We start from the raw sequence: 19,600 nt of genomic DNA, 5'->3' as shown, positions 1-19,600 counted from the left end.
TAATGAGATGAAGGATCTGAAAAGCACCTATTATGTGACAACCAATGGGTAAGTCAAAGGAGCGGATGTGGTGTCAAAGTTAAAAAGAGCATTCATCTACCTGATTATACTGGCCATACCATCGACAGGCCTGCTGTATACAATACCCCGCAGCATTGAGCGGGAACTGCCTGCCGTTGAATATCGTTTGGGACGGCCCGAAGAAATGACATCTTATCAGCTGAGGATTGAAGGCGTTATCCAACGCCGTCTGTTTGATCACAAACGATTTCGAGGGACCATTTGGCTGAATGACAGGGCGCTGACAGACTTGGATTTTCTGCTGCGTGAGTCAGGGGAACTGTTGATGGCCCGCGACCCTGAAAGTGGTCAGCGGGATCAGTTTGGCGCAATTTATGTGGATGAGTCCATGAGCAGGGTCACCATCGCCGTGTTGGAACCTGTCAGAATGTTTGGGATAGAAAGTTCGGAAAAGTTCTGGAATCAGGAAACAGGAAAAATGATCAGCGCACCGGCAGACAGTCGAAAGGATGCGTTGCGTCTTTCAAATGAAATCATGGAAGACATTCTGGAAAAGCCGCTGGAATGAAACGGCTTTTTCAGGGGTGTTTGGGTTTGCGATGCAGGAGTGAGGCGCGGGCAATTTTATCGGTTCCATGTTTGAGCCGCACCTGGTCCATGATTTCATCAATTTTTTGTTGTTTCCGCTGGCGGTCATCATTTTCGGTGGCCTTCGCCGGGGATAAATCAAAAATAGAAAGTTGTTGCGGGACTGCTTCTGTCTGAAATCCGCTGAGACTGATCCCGATTAACCGTACCCCCCGATTTGACGGCCAGTGTTTCTTAAGAAGCTGATACCCTGCCTCGTAGAGTTCCCGGGTATAATGTGTGGCGGTGGGTAATGTCACCTGTCTGGTAATGGCCGAAAAATCGTTGAACTTTATGGTGATTTGAACCACGTTCCCCGGTTTTCCATATTGTCTGGCCTGGTGAGCCACATCCTCTGCCAATCCCATAAAAATGGTGCGAATCTCGTCGATGTCATGAGCATCTTCCGCCAGTGTGGTTGAGCGGCCAATGGATTTCATATTTTCCCTGAGAGAGGGGACTACGGGGGCGGTGTCGATGCCGGAAGCTTTTCGCTGAAGTTCCAGAAAGGCATCCCCAAAATGCTGCATAAGAAGAGCCGGCGAAGCTGCTGCCAGATCTCCAATGGTCGAAATATTCAGACTCGTAAGCTTTCCAGCGGTTTTTTGACCGATTCCATACATCGTTTCAACGGGAAGAGGCCATAATTTGTCAGCCACCTCTTCTGACCAGAGGGTGGAAATACCCAACGGTTTTTTGAAGTCGGCCGCCATCTTGGACAAGAATTTATTCCGGGCAATGCCAACGGAGCACCAGAGTGACAGACGTTCATCCAGTGCAGTCATAATTTGCTGGGCAGCGGCTTCGGGCGGCCCAAAGATTTTTTCGCTGCCGGTCATGTCCAGCCAGGCCTCATCAATACTGTTCTGTTCAATGCAGGGAGAAAATTCTGCCAGAAGCGCCATCACCTCCCGTGATTTTTCGCTGTAATAATGGTGATCAGGAGGCACTGTAGTTAAGCCGGGACAGCGTTTCAGTGCCTCCTGAAGGCTCATGGCCGTTTTGACGCCACATGCCCGGGCCTCATAATTGGCTGCCAAAATAATGCCGGTACGCTTTTGAGGATCACCGGCGACGGCAGCCGGCGTCCCTTTCAGATGGGGATGCCGGCTCATTTCGCATGTAATATAGTAGGCATTCATATCCACTAAGAACACGATACGCGGCAACGTTTTCAAGGTCAGACCCTCCCTGCTCAGACTGTAGACAAAAGACGGTCAAATCTCTTTGTCTTCAACCTCAGATGAACTGACCTCTATTATATCATGCCAATTGAAGATGTTTCATGTCGACACGGCGATGAACTGAGAGGGATCACACGTCAGCTGAAATTCCACTTCACTGAAATTCTATTTCAATGTCTTAAGATGTCAGATTTGGATGAAACTTTATGACACGGCAGGATAAAACAATGGTAAAATAGGCATGAGAGAGAAATATCAACTGAACGGGAATCAATAGGCACACAAAGGGGGAGCAAAATAGTGAAAAAAGTGTTGCTATGTGATGACTCCATGCTTGTTCGTCGCCAACTGAGAGATTATATTTCCCAACAACGTAAAGATGTAACAGTGATTGAAGCGGTGAATGGAATAGAGGCTGTGGAAAAATATGCTATCGAACGACCTGACCTGGTGCTCATGGATATTGTTATGCCTGAAATGGACGGTATTGGATGCCTGAAAAGTATTCGGAAACTTGATCCGCAGGCCAAAATTATTGTACTGTCATCTGTGGGAAACAGAGAAACGCTACTGGAAGCATTGGAAGCCGGTGCACTGGACTTCATTCAGAAGCCCTGGACAGAAAAAGTGATCAACCGGATACTTGACTTATATTAGCACATAGGAGGTGCTGGAGGATGCTCAATTTATACTTTGGTAGCTATTTGCTGCAACAGCGGCTTATTGACCCGGAAACACTGCGAAAACTTCTGAAAGTTCAGCGGGAAACACACTTGCGGTTGGGAGTGCTGGCCATGCAGGAAGGCCTGATGACAGCAGAGCAGGTGAAAGAGATAAATGACATTCAGCGGCGGGTAGACGCCCTTTTTGGTGAAGTGGCTGTTCAGAAAGGCTATTTAAACCAGGAGACAGTGGATTCACTTTTGCAGCTTCAGAAAAGAAGCACCGCTCGTCTGACCCAGTTGCTGCTGGATCATCAGTTGTTCACTTACGATGAACTGGAAGCTGTTCTGAAGGGTTTCAGAGAATATAACCAGTTAAGTGCCGATGAGGAAGAGGCACTGGAACGCGGCAATGTTGAGGGATTGCTGGCACCCTATATGGTGTTGCAGTGTCAGTTGGCGGGAGTAACGGAAACCGAAGCTCTCACAGCTTACGGAAGTTTGTTTCTGCGCAATATGATTCGCTTCATTGACCATGAGACGGTACTGGACATTGAAAGCCAGCAGTTGCCCACAGAAGACATGGTTGCGGTGAAACAGGCTTTTTCCATGGGAATTAACATACAAACGGCTTTGATGATGGAAAAAGAGGTTTATCAGAAGATGGCTGAAAAACATGCGCGCATGCCTGTGGCAGAATCTGAGGAATTAATGGATGCCTCTGTGCTGGAGTTTTTGAATCTGCACAATGGCCTCTATTCCATCTGGCTTTCAGATCATGAGATAAGACCATTTTTGGAACCGCCGACGAAATGGACAGCACTGCCGGATATCAGCGGTGATGAATGGATAAAAGTACCCTTACAGACAGCGTTTGGTCAGGTAATGCTGCTTTTGAAAGTGGAAGAAACATCTTAAATCATCGCCAATGCCTGTCCCTGCCCTAAATAGCAGGGGCGGGCTTTTCTTTTTGAAAGTGATGCAATTTTCTTTCTTTATTAATTCGCTTCATGGGGTATCATAGGAGATATATGCAGAAGAAAACGGTACACCGACACCAGTGAATTGACGGGAAGGAGCATGTCAGTGGAAGACCGAATGAAACTGATCACATGTCGATTCTTTTATGCTGAGGCCCTCCACATCATCGAAACAGAAAAACTGAGTGACGTTGATTTGGAATTCACCAAGGCGGGTTGCAATAATTGCCGCCTTGCGCAGAGCGAAGTCACAGACCCCGACTTTTTATCAAGCACGCAAATGATGCGTATCGAAACCCAGGTCTATAACCAGATGGGGAGAACGACATCACCTGTGTTGCAGCGCTGTGCGTTTTTGCTCCTGGGCAGCACTTTGGCCTCGCATCTGATTAAACGTGGAGAAGTGCTGGTGAGCCCCGGCTGGCTGATGAACTGGCAGCAACAGCTTTCAGAAATGACAGGCACAGGTGATCTTCAGGTTCACAAAAGCTATGTGAAGTCTTTGGGGTCACTACGCCTATTGGATAGTGGCGTATACCCCGAGGTTCATCAGCATTGTGCAGCTTTTCAGGAAGCGTTGGACGTTCAGGTGGCTTACTTGCCTGTGGGGATGGATTACTATCGGGAAAAACTGCTGAACTACCATTGTCAATGGCGCATGAGTCAAACGAATACACAAATGAAGCAAAAGACCAGGCAGATTTCAGCGTACACCTTGTTTTTTGAAAAACTGCCGGAGGCAGCCTCAATCAATCAGATGGACGAGTTGATGGATCGGGGATTTGATATTTTTGCCACATTGACAGGTGCCACCAGAATGGCCTTTCGATTTGCCGGTGATTATCAGGTGGGAACCACTTACTACTACCGCCACCAACACTATGCGTCAGAGTTGGACGCCATACTTGAACAACCTGAGTTTACTCAGTATCGACAAACGGCCAACGGAACCGGCTTTATCATGGGGATCCGACACCAAGAGCAGATGATCGGCTACATGGAGATTGATGATATACCGGTGCCGGCCTACCTGAGTTATTATATGGACCTTGCCCAGATGGTGGGGGGGATTTTCGCCCTTTTGCTGGTGAATGTGTTGCGCAACGAAACGCTTCATCGGGTGAAAGAAGAAGCAAGGGCCGAAAAAATGGCCAATCAGGCCAAAAATCATTTTCTTGCCAATATGTCTCACGAAATCAGAACGCCTATGAATGGGTTTCAGGGAATGTTGCAGCTCATGCAGATGACTGAGCTGACAGATGAGCAGGAAGAATATTTGACCTATGCGCAAACAGCGGCAGACCGTCTTTTGCGGGTGATGGATGATATTCTGAATTATTCCCGTATTGAAGCAGAACGGATAGCGTTTTTATCGGCAGCCTTTCAGCCCGCAGCGCTCTTGCAGGAAACGGTGGAACTCTTTGAGGTAGCGGCAAAAAATCAGGGCAATGAGATGATCATGCACGTTGCAGAAGAAATACCCCTCACCTTGTGGGGTGATCCCTTTAAATTAAGACAGGTATTGTCCAATCTTATTGGAAATGCCGTGAAATTTACCCGGAGTGGGCGCATAACCGTCTCCCTTGATAAGGGTAATCAAATGGAGTCAAACAAGCAACAGCTGATTTTCACGGTTAAAGATACCGGCATTGGCATTGATGAATCAAAGCTGGAGATGATTTTTGAGCGATTTGGTCAGGTGGAGCCGGTGGATACCCGCCGCTATGGGGGAACAGGTCTGGGGCTTACCACTGCAAAAATGCTGGTGGAGAAAATGGGGGGCACCATTCAGGTGACAAGCCGAAAAAATGTGGGAAGCACGTTTTCCTTTACAGCTCTTTTTGATACGCATGAAACATCCGAACAAGCATAATGGAGAGTAACAGCTGAAACGGAGGGATAAAATGGCCAGAATACTGATTGTCGACGATTCAAAAACTGATATGATTTTTATCAGCAGCATGCTGGAAGAGCATGAGCTTTTCAGAGCTCAGGATGGCATTGAGGCGATGGAAATGCTGGACAGGCAGCCGGGAATTGATTTGATGATTCTTGACCTTAATATGCCCCGCATGAATGGTTTTGATGTGCTTCTGGCCATGCAGCAGCATCCCAAATATGCGACAGTCACCACCATTATTCTCACCAACCTGGAAGAAGTGGAAAATGAGGTAAAGGGACTGATGCTGGGGGCTGTGGATTACATCAGAAAGCCTCTGAACATTGATGCGCTGAAAAAACGGATTGAGGTGCATCTGAATGTGCGTAATGTCCGTAAAAATGTGGAGAAACACAACCGAATTCTGGAGCAAATGGTCATGGATCGAACACGTGAACTGATGAACACCCGGGACATGACCATTCGAGCCTTCACAAGGTTGTTGGAGTTTCGTCATGCCGAAACAGCCAATCATTCCGGGCGTATTCAGGAGCTGATGGGTGTGCTTTGCCGGCAGGTGGCTGTTGACCCGGCCTTTTCAACACAGCTGGACCCAGTTAGAATCATGACGCTTTGTCAAACGGCACCCTTACACGATATCGGAAAAGCCGGGTTAACCGACGAAGCCCTATTTGTATCCGAAACCACTTCTGAAAAGGCTGTCATGACACATCAGAAGCATGTGACATTTGGAGTGGAAGCATTGAGAGAATACCTGGAGAAAGCAGATGATAATGCCTTTCTCAAGACAGCCGTGGAACTCATTGAAACCCATCACGAGCACTATGACGGCGGCGGCTACCCCCGGGGACTTGCCGGGGAGGCGATTCCACTGGGCGGGCGGATACTTGCGCTGGTAGATGCATACGACACAGCTGTGTGCCCTGCAGACCAGGAAAAAGCCATCACCCATGAGGCGGCAGTGGCTTTGATCCGATCTGAAAGCGGCCGTCAATTTGACCCGGCTGTTGTCGCGGCTTTTGAAGCAGTGGCAGAAGAGTTTCGCAGGCTGACCCACGGTACAGAAGCCAGGTTTGCCTGTAGAGGGTGATCAAATGAACAGGAAAAGCATCGATCAACCAAAAAAATGGAAGCGCTGGTTATTCAGGAGCCTGTGGATGGCAGGAATGCTGTTGATGCTCGTGGTGATAATCGGCAGCATTCAGAAGGGGAACGCAGAGGCCGAAACCCCTCTGATAGAGCTGAGTCATGAAGAAGCTGAGTTTATTAAAAGGAATCCAGAAATACGCATTGGTATTGATCCCCGATTTGTTCCTTTTGAGTTCGTGGATGCATCGGGAAATTATCAGGGAATTGCAGCTGATTACCTTCAGATGATCAGTGAGCGAACCGGCATCACCTTTATCATGGACCCTTCCCTGACATGGAGAGAAGCGTACCAGAAAGCGGTTGACCGGGAAATTGACATGCTTCCCAGTGTGGGACGAACAGCAGAGCGGGAAACCTATTTTCTATTCTCGGATGCCTACTATACCTTTGACCGGGTGATTGTGGTGGAGCGCAAGAATGAAACCATTGAACAACTGGGTGATCTTTTTCAGAAATCCGTGGCGGTGCAGGTAAACAGCTCCCACCACGGATTTCTCGGTCAGTATGAAAGCATCGAGCCCGTTTTGTATCAGACCGTCGAGGAAGCTCTTGCGGCAGTGAACCGGGGCAGTGAAACCGCGTTTATCGGCAATCTGGCCACCGTCAGCTATCTCAGCCGTCAGCTGGGATTCACTGAATTAAAGTATATTCCTGTGGAGATGGGGGAGCGGCAGTTTCTGCACATGGCAATTCGGAACGACTGGCCGGAACTCCATCAGATTATTAACAAAGCACTGGCAACCATCACCGATGAAGAACGAATGACCATCAACAGCCGGTGGGTTGGCCTGGAGCAGCAAATTGATTATAGTGACATCATTCGAAATGTGATGGCAGTTGTCGTGGCTGCATTGCTTATTACAGGCGTCTCTTTTTTCTGGATTGTGCGGTTGCGAAAAGAAATCGCTGAAAAAAACATCATTCAGCAGGAACTGAAGCTGGCAAAGGAAGAAGCAGAATCAGCCAACCAGGTTAAATCAATGTTTTTGGCCCGAATGTCCCATGAGATTCGCACACCGCTAAATGCCATCACCGGTCTGACGTACCTGATGAAAAAATCTGATGTGACCACCACACAAAAGATGCACCTGGACAAAATTGCAGAAGCTTCACGAACCATGTTGAGTATCGTCAATGATATTCTTGATTTCGCCAAAATAGAAGCCGGTAAAATTGACATTGAACATATTTCCTTTGATGTGGATCAAGTATTGCAGGAGGTGGTGAACCTGGTGACCCACCAGATCAGGGAAAAAAAGATAGCCTTTCATCTGAACCGGGACCCGCGGCTGCCCATTTATTTCCACGGAGACCCCACCCGGGTGGAGCAGATACTGCTTAATGTGGTGAACAATGCCGTCAAATTCACAGACACGGGTGAAATTGCCATGTCAGTACGATCAGTGGCAGTTCGGGAAGATACACATTATATTGAGTTCAGTGTTAAAGACACGGGAATTGGTATGGATGAAGAGCAAGTGACGAGGCTGTTTACGCCCTTTGACCAGGCGGATGTCACCATTACCCGCCGCTACGGCGGTACAGGCCTGGGACTGTCCATTGTCAGGCATTTGGTTGATTTGATGAAGGGTGAAATCAAGGTGTATAGTTCTCCGGGAGAAGGAACCACCTTTCTGATTACCATACCCATGACAGAAGACAGAGAAAAGGCCTTTGAAGAGAAGCAGCGTCAGGCATCTTTGTACTTCAAAGATTTGCGGGTGCTGGTGCTGGAAAAAAATTCACAGCAGCGGGAGCGATTGGCCACTTATTTGGAAGCCTTCAATCTGTCGGCAGAATTTGCATCCTCGGAGAACCAGGCGCTTCAACTGGTGAAATCCACTGATCAAAAGGGTCACAAACCCTATAACCTGCTTATCCTGGATCTGGATCATCTCCACAAGGAAACGGCTGATTTCACCCGACGCGTCATCGCTGAACAACCACTGGGCACACCACTGAAAGTCATGGGATTTATACCCCTCGACAGGGATGAGATCTTTGATCGGCTGGAGGATTACGGAATTGACATGGGGGTTGGAAAACCAGTGATACCGTCTGTGCTTTTCAATGGGATTCTCCAACTGTTTAATGACCAGGTCATGACAAAGCATCGGAATGCCATGGCACCTGGATCTGAGAGTGTCCAACGTCTGCAGGCACCAGCGCATGCGCTGGTGGTGGAAGATAACCGGACAAATCAGTTAATAGCCAAATCCATTTTAGAAGAAGCCGGATTTACGGTGTCAGTGGCGGAAAATGGACTGGAAGGGCTTCAAATGTACCGAAAAATGGCAGATGCAGTGGATGTCATCCTTATGGATTTGCACATGCCTGTTATGAACGGACTGGATGCCGCCGCCCTTATACGCAAAGAAAATGAACAGGTTCCAATGATTGCCATGACGGCAGACGCCATCACCGGCGTTGAGGAAAAATGCCGCCAGGCGGGGATGGCATACTATGTCAGTAAACCCTATGATCCGCCGGAATTTGTTAAGACCGTGATAATGGTACTGGATAAAAAAGAGCCTTCCAGACAACCGGAAACGACTGGAGAGGACAACCCTTCATCACTGGATGAATCAGATGCGCTGCAGCGCATTGGAAACAACCGGGAACTCTATCGGTTGGTGCTGGATTCATTTCAGGAAGAAAATGAAGGCACAGCTGAAATGTTAAAGCAGCAGCTGGAGGCAGAGGATACTGAGGCAGCTGTTCAAACCATTCATAAGATCAAGAGCAGTGCAGGCAACATTGGCGCAATCGAACTCCGAAAAAGCGCAGCGGCACTTCAGGACGCACTGACGGGTGGCGAGAATGATGAATGGAACCCGCTGGCACATCAGTTTATCATTGAGTTGGCACGGGTGTTGGCAGAAATTCAGGTGAAGCTGCAGCGCCATCAAGAGCCACTTGTAAAAACAGACGCCCCCGTCACGAATGATTCGGTGGAAGAAGCAGATAGAAACACATAGAAACGCTTGAACAGATGGTTCGAGGGTATAAAAAGGAGAAGACAAACTGATTCCCATGGCCGGAAGAAAGGAATGATTCCGGCAGAAAGTGTGGTGAGCCGACATGACATTTCAGAAATCCGCTTCGTTACCGGGGGGAGGTGTGAACCGACCCCGCATCCTTTTTGTAGAAGACAACGATATTAGTCGGGAACTGATCCGCCGCATTTTCAGAAGGATGGAAGAACTGACGGTGGATGTGGCCAAAGATGGAATGGAAGCGCTGGCGTTACATCAACAGTATTTTTATCAGCTTATTTTCATGGATCTGCAGATGCCATCCATGAATGGAATTGAAGTCACCCGGGAGATTCGACGACGAGAAAAGGCAGATGGCCTGAACCACACGCCGGTGATAGCCGTCACCGCTTATGTGGGAGAAGAGGATCGGCAGCGATGCCTGGAGGCCGGCATGAACGATTTTTTAACCAAACCGGTGGATACAGAAGCTCTGGTTAAAAAAATTATCAGCCATACCCGAAATCTGCCTGAAGATGAAACCTCAGAGCCTGTGGAACGTCATCATGAATGAAGAAGCGGTTGTTGGCATCCATTGACCCTCGCAGTTAAGTGTGTTAGAATCATAGTGATTTTTGACAGAGGAGGGTCGGATGATGGAAGAACAGGAAACATTGCTACATGAAATTATTGCAGCCATCAAAAATGAAGACACCCATACCCTCCGGCAGTTTCTGGACGAAATTCATCCCTATGACATGGCGCAGGCGTTGCTGCAGCTGGATGAAGATGAACGCATTCTTTTTCATAAGCTGACAGATGAAGAGCTGGCTGACCTGATCGAAGAGCTTGACTATGAAGAACAGCAGTCGCTGCTTCAGAAACTGGGCCCTGCCAGGGGCATTCGAATCATCGAAAAAATGGCACCGGATGATGCTGTGGATTATCTGGGCGAACTGGAAGAATCTCAACGAAAAGAAATCATCAGCAGATTGAATCCCGCCTTTGCGGCAGATATCAACCAATTGTTGCGGTACCCGGAAAACACCGCCGGGGGCCTGATGACCACCGAATTCTTTGTGCTGTATGCCACAGATACGGTGGAACGGGCGATTCAGCGTCTGCGGGAGCTGGCACCGGACGCCGAAAGTGCTTACTACCTTTATGTGGTTGACGAAAAGCACCAGCTTTCCGGCGTGGTTTCCATTCGGGAACTGATCGTTGCACCGCCTGAAACACCGGTGGAGCAAATTATGTCTGAAAGAGTCGTTTCTGTTCCGGTGGACATGGACCAGGAAGAAGTGGCCCGCACCATGAGTAACTACGGTTTTCTGGCCATGCCGGTGGTGAAAGGCAATCAGATGGTGGGTGTGATCACCGTGGATGATGCCATTGACGTACTGGAAGAAGAAGCTTCTGAAGATATGATGAAATTCGGGGGGATTACCGGCACAGATGCCGGCATGCAGGACTTGAGTGTTGGTCCCCTGAAATCGGCCATGGGCCGAATTCCCTGGCTGGTTTTGCTGTTGGGCGTCGGTGTCATGGCGGGTAACATCATCGCTTATTTTGAAGACACTTTAGATGCCGTTGTGGTATTGGCCGTTTTTATTCCCATGATTGCCGACATGGCCGGGAACACCGGCACACAATCACTGGCGGTGGTGGTGCGGGGCTTGACCATGGGCCAGTTTAAAGGAAAAGATGTTTGGCGGCTGATTCGCCGTGAAGCAGTGGTGGGCATCTTAATTGGGCTGGTGAATGGTGTGCTCATCAGTGTGGTGGCAGCCATTTGGCAAAAAAGTGTCATGTTAGGTTTTGTCATTGGGTTGTCCCTGTCAGTCACACTGTTTTTTGCAACGCTGGCCGGTACAATTGTACCGCTTATCATGGCAAAAATGAAAATTGACCCTGCGGTGGCATCAGGTCCTTTCATTACCACAATTAATGACCTGGTGGGGTTGACCATCTACTTCACGGTGGCCACCCTGTTTATGCAGTACCTGATATAAAACCCCACGCTTTCGGGCAAAGGAGGGAAACAAATGGAACAACGGGAACGGATTAAACTGAAGCAGCAGATACAGCAGATTAACAGCTCATTGTCCGAGGGCGATGCGCAGAAAATCATGGAACTTTTGGAAAAGGAAGTTCAGAAAGTTGAACGCAAAATGATGATCACCCTTGAAATAAAAGAAATGCTGGAAGACTGGCTTGAAGAAGAGTACGAAGAAGATGATGGCGACCGGGTCATTCATTAATTTTATCATTTAAAGACACCCTCACCAATGAAGAGCTGCCATGAGCGGCTCTTGTTTTTATGGATGAAGCGGCATGAACAACATATATTTTTGGAGAGAATAAACCAAACAGATGAAACAAGTTGTCCTGACGCGCGTAGTGAAAGATGACCAACAACCAGCGTTACAGATCATTGATCGATGAAAGGAGCAATACCATGGCACGAACTGGCAAGATAAGCAAGAGACTGCTGATGATCGTACTGTTAACCACGTTACTGTTAAGCGCCTGCCAGCCTTCCGAGGTGGAAATACCGACAGAAAGAGCTCTAAGTGTTGAAATCATGGAAGTATCTTACGGAGACCTGCAAGTGCGCACCACATTGACCGGCCAGGTACATCCACTGGAAGAAGTGCGCCTGGCACCGAAAATGCCCGGGACAGTGAGACAGGTATACGTCTCGGTGGGTGACCGGGTACAAGCCGGTGAAACGCTGGTAACACTTGATCAAAGAGATTTGCTGAACAGCATTCGACAGTCAGAAGCGGCAGCAGGCATTGCAGAAGCAGGCGTGGCGACGGCTGAAGCGGGATTGGCAGCAGTCGAAGAGCAGCACCAGCAGGCACTTCGGGAATTGAACCGAATTCAAACGCTTTATCAGCAGGGAGCTGCCACTAAGCAGCAGCTGGAACAGGCAGAAATGGCAGCCTCTGATAACGCACTGAACAGTTCCCAGGCACAGGTGGAACAGGCGCGGGCTCAATTGAACCAGGCCCAGGTAACGATTGAAGTGGCGCGATCCAGCCTGGAAGACACCGTGATTCGGGCACCCATCGAGGGGGTGGTGACAGAAGTGAATGCGAAACTGGGCGAAGGCATATCCGGGCCTGCGGTGACTGTGGCACAATTGAATCCGGTGGTGGTTAAAACCACCGTTTCCGAATATCTGATCAATCGTTTTGAGATCGGCCAGGAAGTATCTGTCAAAATTCCTGCAGCTCAGACGGAGGCTTATCAGGGAACGGTGAGCACCATTGCACCTGCTCCGGGTACCGGGTCTCTGACCTATCCCATGGAAATGGAAATCAGCAACCCTGATGGCGTTATTAAAATTGGGATGTTTGCCGAAGTGGAGCTAACCATGGAAACCCGTGAAAATGTGATCACCATCCCCTCAGAGGCAGTTGTTATCAGGGAAGGGAGAACGGTGGTGTTTCTGGTGGAAGAAGAGCGTGCTGTGATGCGGGAAGTGATTGTAGGTGTTGATAACGGCCAAACAGCAGAAATTGCCTATGGGCTGAATGCCGGTGACAGGATTATATTCAGTGGTCAGGACTTCCTTGAAGACGGCAGCCTCATCAACGATGTCAACGGTAAGGGAAGTGATGCATCATGAAGCTTTCAGCACTGGCTGTGAAACGACCGGTGACCACCTTTATGCTGATGCTGGTGGCAGTGATTCTGGGCATCGTGTCCACCAATCTGCTCCCGGTGGACCTTTACCCCGAAATTGACGTGCCTGTTTCGGTGGTCACTGTCAGCTATTCGGGGGCAGCACCTGAAGAAATTGAAAACCTGATTACCATTCCCCTGGAACAAACCCTGGCCACGGTTTCCGGTCTCAGCTCCATCGAGTCCTACACCAGTGACGGGTCGAGTACCGTGGTGGTGCTCTTTGAGTATGGAACCAACATGGATATTGCTGCTTTGGAAATGCGGGAGAAAGTGGATTTGATCCGGGGTTTTTTACCGGAAGATGCTTCGGATCCCATGGTATTGAAAATTGACCCCAACGCTTTTCCCATCATGCAGGTGGGTATTTCAGGAAACATGGAGTTTACACAACTGCAGCGGATTGCCGAAGATGAAATGCTCTCCCGTCTGGAACGTATTGACGGGGTTGCCTCAGCCAATGTCTTTGGAGGTGTGGAGCAGGAGGTGCGGGTACGCCTTGATCAGTCAAAGCTGACAGGCTATAGCCTGGATATATCCAGGATTCAGCAGCAGATTATGGCAGAAAATCTGAATCTCCCAGGGGGACAGGTTTTTAAGGGCGACCAGGAGATGACGGTGCGGACACTGGGAGAATTCACCAGTGTGGATGATGTCAAAAACATGCCCATTATTCTCCAGTCGGGGGAAATTATCCGGCTTCACGAGGTCGCCGATATTTCGGTGGATTACAAAGAGCGTACCAGTATCGCCCGGCTTAATGGAGAGCCTAACATCACTCTTTCCATTACCAAACAGTCTGTTGCCAATACCGTACGGGTGGCAGAACGAATTCACCGTGAGTTGGACAATTTGCGCAGAGACTATCCGGATTTGCAGCTGACAGTCGCTTTTGACACCTCTGAATTTATCAATGACTCCATCAGCAACGTGTTCCGCAATGCAGTGATGGGAAGTCTGCTGGCTGTTCTGATTCTCTTTTTATTCCTAAGGAATCTTCGATCCACCATTATTGTGGGCGTTGCCATTCCCGTTTCGGTCATCAGCACATTTGCGCTGATGTACTTTGGTGGTCTGACCATCAATCTGATTTCGCTGGGCGGCTTGGCTCTGGGAATCGGGATGCTGGTGGATAACTCCATTGTCGTGCTGGAAAACATCTACCGGTACCGGGAGTTGGGAGAAAATCGACGTGACTCTGCAGTGAATGGTGCTTCAGAGGTGGCCATGGCCATTACGGCTTCCACCCTGACGACGGTGGCAGTCTTTTTGCCCATCGTCTTTGTACAGGGTTTTACAGCCATTATTTTCAGGCAGTTGTCATTTGCAGTGGCGTTTTCCCTGACGGCTTCGCTGCTGATAGCCCTGACAGTCGTCCCCATGCTGTCTTCCAAAATTCTGAAAGTGGGAGAAGCTAAAATTCGCAAACGACGCCTGCTTTCCATCGGCTGGTTCCTGGATCTATTCGATCGAATGATTCGAAAGTTTTCAGGGTTCTACCAGGTAAGTCTCCGGTTTGGATTAAGGCATCGCATTATTTCTGTGGTCATTGCCCTGGTCATTTTTGCCAGTTCCATCGTCATGCTGGGAGTGGTGGGTGGTGAGTTCTTTCCATCAATGGATGAAGGAACCATTCAAGTGTCCATTGACACCCCCCATGGCACGCGACTTGCGGATATAGACCGTCAGGTGCAGCAGGTGGAAAACCTGATCCTTGAAATTCCTGAAAGTGAAAGGGTTCTGGTTACCATCGGAGGCGGTGGCATGATGGGGATGGGTGGCGGCAGCGGTTCAAGCATTGACATCACATTGGTTGACCAGAGTGAACGCCAGCGCTCCACCGGTGAAATTGCCGATTTGATTCGGGAAATGGTACAGGGAATCGCAGGCGTGGATATAACTGTGCAGGAAACCTCGTCCATGGGAATGGGGGGCACCGGTGGCAGCCCCATTGCCATTCAGATGCAGGGTGATGACTTACGAATGCTTGAAACCATGGGCCGCGACATTCAGCGGATGGTGAGAAATGTACCGGGAACCCGTGAAGTTTCCCTCAGCGTCGAAGAAGGCGAACCGGAAGCACGGGTGGTGATTCAGCGGAACATGGCATCCCGCTACGGCGTCACGGCAGCACAGATTAACAATGCGCTGCGGGCATCATTGGATGGGGTACGGGCCTCCAGTCTTAACCTGGGAGGCGAAGATATTGACATCACATTATCCCTGGACGAACGGGCCAAAGAGTCCATTGAAAACATGCGGCAGATTTTAATACCCACCAATTATGGCACAGCAGTGCCTTTGGGGCAGGTGGCCACCATCGAATACGGCGCCTCGCCGGCACAGATCAACCGCATCAACCAGGTGCGGACAGTGGTGATCTCCTCTCAGCTCAGCGGCAGAGACCTTCAGTCGGTTACGAGGGAGATTCAGGCAGAGCTGGAAAACTACCCCATGCCTCCTGGGTACAATTACCGCATGACAGGGGAACAGGAAGACATGGCAGAAGCTTTTGGAAACCTGGGCCTGGCGCTGATGCTGTCCATCGTGCTGGTGTACATGATCATGGCTTCGCAGTTTGAGAGTCTGCTGTATCCTTTCATTATTATGTTTTCCATTCCATTTGCATTTACAGGGGCTTTTATTGGTCTCTTCCTCACCGGCACATCCCTTTCGGTTCCGGCCCTCATCGGCATGATCATGCTGGCAGGGATTGTGGTGAACAATGCCATTGTGTTGGTGGATTACATCAACCAGCTGAGGCAGCAGGGAATGGATCGGAATGAGGCAGTGAAAGAAGCAGTGGCCATACGATTCAGGCCGATCCTGATGACGGCCCTGACAACGATTCTGGCACTTGTCCCCTTGGCCATGGGTATCGGCGAAGGAGCAGAAACCATGGCGCCCATGGCCATCGTGGTGGTGGGTGGCCTCATCATGTCCACACTGTTGACCATGGTCTTCATACCGGTGCTGTATACCATTATGGATGATTTTAAACGCAAACTTCGAAAATGGTTCAAGCGGGAGCCGGAAACGCCGGCGAAAGCCGATGAATCATCCCAGGCGTCGGCGCAGAACATGACAGATGCCGAAACGCCCGAAGGCAGCTTCGTTCCATAAAACTGAAAAGAATCATTCAAGGCGGGTCGCCGGATGCGAAAATAAGCTTCCGGGACCCGCCTTTTGGTTGTCATGATGAAAGATGATTTTGGGGATGCAAAGGGTTAAAAAGCGGCTGAGGGGGTAACATAATACCATCAAAACAAATGAATCCATGACAAAACCGTGACAACTACAAGGGAAAATCATCATGAAATGAGGTGATTCTATGAAACTGCTGGTATCCATTCGACAACTGCAGCAAGAAATGATTCGCAGGCTTTCTTTACTGGCAGACGGGGTTTACTATGTATCGCCAGACGAGCTGGGTGCGGTCAATTACAAAAAAACAGACCTTTTTCACTTTCCCAAAGAACCTGTTTTTCTCCGAGACCATCTGCACACAGTGTCTGATGTGATTCATTATCTACGTGCTGCCTATTTTCGGCCCCGGAAAGGCGACATACGCATTCGGGAGGAGCATTTACTCTGGCACCATAACCGCACCGGTCCCGAAACCATCAGCATGAATCGGGGAAACTGTGGTGGTGTTTCCAGTTTGATGGCCTATTTATTATGCGGCAAATTTGAATCAGTCGGATTTGTGGCCCTTGCTGATCGAATGGGAGGACATGTGTTCAACTATGTGTACCATGACGGCAATTACTATTTTATTGACCTGTTAAACTACCTGTATGCCAGTCGTTCCATCGATCATCTGGCTACCATGATCTATTCGTCAGAGTCGATTCAGCAATATGCCGACTACTACCGTCAACGGTCCCATCGGGAAATCACGCTGATGGTGGCCTATGAGGGTAACCATGTATTGCCCATGGGAAGAAAGGAAGGGCAGCCAATCATGTTTTTTCCTGAGGGCACTCATCTGCAGGTGCTCCATGAATCGCCCCACCTGGGGATCACGGTGAAGCAACACCCGATGCTTTGCCGCCCTGTACACCACTCAATTCACTGCGCACATCCCTTTTTCTTTCGAGGGGAATATGATACAATGATCAGTAGAAATTCGGCAGATCTACCCTAAACACTGCCAGTCAGGAGTGAATTGGTTTTGACAGCCAGAGGAAAAAAGATGATCGCAATTGTCATCGCATTCATGATGATACTATCCACTTTTGCAGCCTTGATCACAGCGCTGGCCAGTATTTAATGACTGGCGGAGTGCTCATGTGCTGCCATCAGACTCAGCTGTGCAACGACAATTGATACTAGGAAATGGAGTGAAAACATGAGCGTGCACATTGGAGCAGAAAAAGGTGCCATTGCTGAAACCATCCTGTTGCCGGGAGATCCCCTTCGGGCAAAGATGATTGCAGAAACATTCCTTGAAGATGCTGTTTGTTATAACGAGGTTAGAGGTATGTATGGCTTTACCGGCACCTGGCAGGGGAAACGGGTTTCGGTTCAGGGAACGGGTATGGGAATCCCTTCCATTTCCATCTATGTCAATGAACTGATTCGGGAGTACGATGTTAAAAACCTGATTCGTATTGGCACCTGCGGCGCCATGCAGCAAGACGTTGGCCTTCGGGATGTGATTATTGCCATGAGTGCCTGCACCGATTCAAATGTGAATCATTTGCGGTTCAATGGCATGAACTATGCAGCCACCGCCAGTTATCAACTGCTATCAAAAGCTGTTGAGGCGGCAAAAGAAAAGCAGATGACTCCCCGGGTGGGCGCTGTGGTCACCTCTGACACCTTCTACCACGATGATCCTGACGCCTGGAAGCTTTGGGCAGGCTACGGGGTGCTGGCGGCAGAAATGGAGACGGCAGAACTCTACACGCTGGCAGCCAAATATGGGGTAAATGCCCTGGCCATTCTCACTGTCAGCGACCATATTGTGACCCACGAACTGACAACTGCAGAAGAGCGGCAGAACACCTTTAAGCAAATGATTGAAATTGCCCTTTCGCTGGCATAGCACTCTTCCACTCACCATTCATACCCGAAAGGCCGAAGTCTATGAAAAAGCTCTATCTGGCTCAAATACCCAATGGTGAACCCTTGCATGAAGATCTGTTCAATTCGAACGGTGCTATTTTAGTACCCAAGGGGAAAATCATGACACCCCGGCTAAGGCAGCAGCTGCTGCGCAGCAACATCGAATATTTTTTGCTTGACGCCACCGGCTTTAATGAGGTGGATCACTACCTGGAACACTTTGAGATGGAGACAGTCAAAGAAATCGAAGAAGTGCGCAAGGTATATACTGAGTCGGTGAAGAATATCAGCAATGAGTTTGAACGCATGCGCAAAATTGGCAACCTGGACAAAAAAGTGGTTGAAGAAACCGCCCATGAATTGGTGGAAAGCATTGGACGCCATCAGCAGGTGTATTTGGGGCTGGAAGGCATTCGGCGGAAAGATTTTTACACCTACATCCATTCCATCGATGTGGCGGTGTTCATGATTGTTCTTGGGAAAAGCCTCAAACTCGACCGAAAGCAGCAGGAACGGGCAGCCATGGCCGGTCTTCTCCATGATATTGGGAAAACACGAATCCATGATAATATTCTGTTGAAACCCGCCCGTCTGACCGATGAGGAAATGAGGGTGATGCAGGAACACAGCCGCATTGGTCATGAAATTCTAACGAAAGAATTACGTTATCCGGCTGATATTGCCTGTGCTGCTTTGGAACATCACGAACGTATGGATGGCACCGGTTATCCCCATGGGGTGAACTGGGAAAAGCTGCATCTGCACTCCAAGATGGCAGCTGTCTGTGATATTTACGACGCCATCACCGGGGAACGGGTGTATAAGAAAGCCATGCTGCCCCACGAAGCCGTGGAGTTTTTAATGACCATTGTGGATAAACACCTGGACCGGTCGCTGACAACCCAGTTTGTTCGAAATATTTCGGTATACCCGTTGGGCACCCGGGTCACCCTCAACAATCAGGAAGAGGGGATCGTGGTGAGGCTGCATGATGGGTATCCAACCCGTCCGGTGGTGAAAGTGCCGCGAAAAGGAACGGTGCGTGATTTGCTGATTGAACAAACCATCATGATTGAACGGGTTCATGACCCCAGAGAAGCGGCAGTGGGTTAGCGGGGCTGTGGGCTTGACCCTGAGCCATAGAAGTTATATAATGGGCCATATGAAAATGGCGATGATGAGGACGGTTCCCGAGAAATCCGGCAACAGAGAGTCAATCCAAGGCTGTGAGATTGGCACGGATCCGGCAGAACCCATCACCTCAAAGCCGGTTTTTCGACTCCGCTTCACTGGAAACAGGGGAACCCGCAGGCATGCGTTACCATGCAGTGAAGTGACA

The 19,600-nt window shown here is 49.3% G+C and carries 15 protein-coding genes; 14 read left to right on the top strand and 1 reads right to left on the bottom strand.

Annotated features, from left to right (window positions below):
• Window positions 1-70 precede the first annotated feature (70 nt).
• A complete protein-coding gene (locus QOL74_RS11900; protein WP_283409709.1) occupies window positions 71-589 on the top strand; it encodes a hypothetical protein in 519 nt (172 codons plus the stop codon).
• Window positions 590-599: 10 nt separating this feature from the next.
• Here the strand turns inward: QOL74_RS11900 and dinB are convergent, their stop codons facing one another.
• The gene (gene dinB, locus QOL74_RS11895) at window positions 600-1,826 is read right to left on the bottom strand and encodes a DNA polymerase IV (protein ID WP_346771747.1); all 1,227 of its coding nucleotides are present in this window, start codon (window positions 1,824-1,826) and stop codon (window positions 600-602) included.
• A 306-nt stretch (window positions 1,827-2,132) separates the two neighbouring features.
• Between dinB and QOL74_RS11890 the strand changes: the two genes are divergently transcribed.
• The 13 genes from QOL74_RS11890 to QOL74_RS11830 all read left to right on the top strand — a co-directional run bounded on the left by QOL74_RS11890 (window position 2,133) and on the right by QOL74_RS11830 (window position 19,374).
• Window positions 2,133-2,489: a response regulator gene (locus QOL74_RS11890; RefSeq protein WP_283409708.1), complete on the top strand. Its 357-nt coding sequence runs from the start codon at window positions 2,133-2,135 to the stop codon at window positions 2,487-2,489.
• Window positions 2,490-2,509: 20 nt separating this feature from the next.
• Window positions 2,510-3,412: a hypothetical protein gene (locus QOL74_RS11885; RefSeq protein ID WP_283409707.1), complete on the top strand. Its 903-nt coding sequence runs from the start codon at window positions 2,510-2,512 to the stop codon at window positions 3,410-3,412.
• Between the two features lie 168 nt (window positions 3,413-3,580).
• Window positions 3,581-5,347, top strand: coding sequence for a sensor histidine kinase (locus QOL74_RS11880; protein WP_283409706.1), 1,767 nt, complete (start codon window positions 3,581-3,583; stop codon window positions 5,345-5,347).
• A gap of 31 nt (window positions 5,348-5,378) precedes the next feature.
• On the top strand, window positions 5,379-6,464 hold the full coding sequence (locus QOL74_RS11875; RefSeq protein ID WP_283409705.1) for an HD-GYP domain-containing protein: 1,086 nt from the start codon (window positions 5,379-5,381) through the stop codon (window positions 6,462-6,464).
• Between the two features lie 67 nt (window positions 6,465-6,531).
• Complete coding sequence (locus QOL74_RS11870) at window positions 6,532-9,501, top strand: ATP-binding protein (protein WP_283409704.1); 2,970 nt, start codon at window positions 6,532-6,534, stop codon at window positions 9,499-9,501.
• A gap of 103 nt (window positions 9,502-9,604) precedes the next feature.
• Window positions 9,605-10,072 (top strand): response regulator, encoded by a 468-nt coding sequence (locus tag QOL74_RS11865; RefSeq protein ID WP_283409703.1) that lies wholly within the window; start codon window positions 9,605-9,607, stop codon window positions 10,070-10,072.
• An 82-nt stretch (window positions 10,073-10,154) separates the two neighbouring features.
• A complete protein-coding gene (gene mgtE / locus QOL74_RS11860; RefSeq protein ID WP_283409702.1) occupies window positions 10,155-11,510 on the top strand; it encodes a magnesium transporter in 1,356 nt (451 codons plus the stop codon).
• 33 nt (window positions 11,511-11,543) lie between these two features.
• Window positions 11,544-11,759 (top strand): hypothetical protein, encoded by a 216-nt coding sequence (locus QOL74_RS11855; protein WP_283409701.1) that lies wholly within the window; start codon window positions 11,544-11,546, stop codon window positions 11,757-11,759.
• Between the two features lie 197 nt (window positions 11,760-11,956).
• Window positions 11,957-13,135 (top strand): efflux RND transporter periplasmic adaptor subunit, encoded by a 1,179-nt coding sequence (locus tag QOL74_RS11850; protein ID WP_283409700.1) that lies wholly within the window; start codon window positions 11,957-11,959, stop codon window positions 13,133-13,135.
• Window positions 13,132-16,314: an efflux RND transporter permease subunit gene (locus QOL74_RS11845; RefSeq protein WP_283409699.1), complete on the top strand. Its 3,183-nt coding sequence runs from the start codon at window positions 13,132-13,134 to the stop codon at window positions 16,312-16,314. The genes QOL74_RS11850 and QOL74_RS11845 overlap by 4 nt, the downstream gene beginning before the upstream one ends.
• 208 nt (window positions 16,315-16,522) lie before the next feature.
• On the top strand, window positions 16,523-17,338 hold the full coding sequence (locus QOL74_RS11840; RefSeq protein WP_283409698.1) for a hypothetical protein: 816 nt from the start codon (window positions 16,523-16,525) through the stop codon (window positions 17,336-17,338).
• A gap of 204 nt (window positions 17,339-17,542) precedes the next feature.
• On the top strand, window positions 17,543-18,241 hold the full coding sequence (deoD, locus tag QOL74_RS11835) for a purine-nucleoside phosphorylase (protein WP_283409697.1): 699 nt from the start codon (window positions 17,543-17,545) through the stop codon (window positions 18,239-18,241).
• A gap of 41 nt (window positions 18,242-18,282) precedes the next feature.
• The gene (locus tag QOL74_RS11830) at window positions 18,283-19,374 is read left to right on the top strand and encodes an HD-GYP domain-containing protein (RefSeq protein ID WP_283409696.1); all 1,092 of its coding nucleotides are present in this window, start codon (window positions 18,283-18,285) and stop codon (window positions 19,372-19,374) included.
• Window positions 19,375-19,600: the final 226 nt, after the last annotated feature.

It is taken from the genome of Anoxynatronum buryatiense, from assembly GCF_900182905.1.
GTDB classification, from domain to species: domain Bacteria; phylum Bacillota; class Clostridia; order Peptostreptococcales; family Tindalliaceae; genus Anoxynatronum; species Anoxynatronum buryatiense.
The sequence above is the reverse complement of the archived record's forward strand: the minus strand, read 5'-3'. Positions and strand labels throughout refer to the sequence as shown.